The 256-nt window shown below is 70.7% G+C and carries 1 pseudogene; it reads right to left on the bottom strand.

The window, feature by feature from the left end:
* Positions 1–256, bottom strand: a pseudogene (locus tag ACLQ29_RS35570) (cation diffusion facilitator family transporter); the annotation flags it as partial.

Here is a 256-nt window from a genome sequence, read left to right as displayed (position 1 = left end):
ATCCGCACCTCGACGGCGTTGATCCCCCGAGCCAGCGCCTCGGCGCTCTCGCACGGCGGCACCGCGATCTTCGCGGCCACCAGCAGCTCCTCCGGGCCCAGGTAGAGCGTCTTCATGTGGATGATCCGCTCGACCTCGGGCCCGGCGACGACCGCCCGCTCGATCGCGGCCACGTCCTTCGCCTCGGCGCCCTCGCCGAGCAGCAGGCTCTTGGTCTCGATCGCCAGGACGATCGCGATGATCACCAGCAGCACGC

This window comes from Micromonospora sp. DT228 (assembly GCF_049841595.1).
In the GTDB taxonomy this organism is placed as follows: Bacteria; Actinomycetota; Actinomycetes; order Mycobacteriales; family Micromonosporaceae; genus Micromonospora.
Note: the sequence above shows the minus strand (reverse complement) of the source record. Positions and strands in the feature narration are given on the sequence as shown.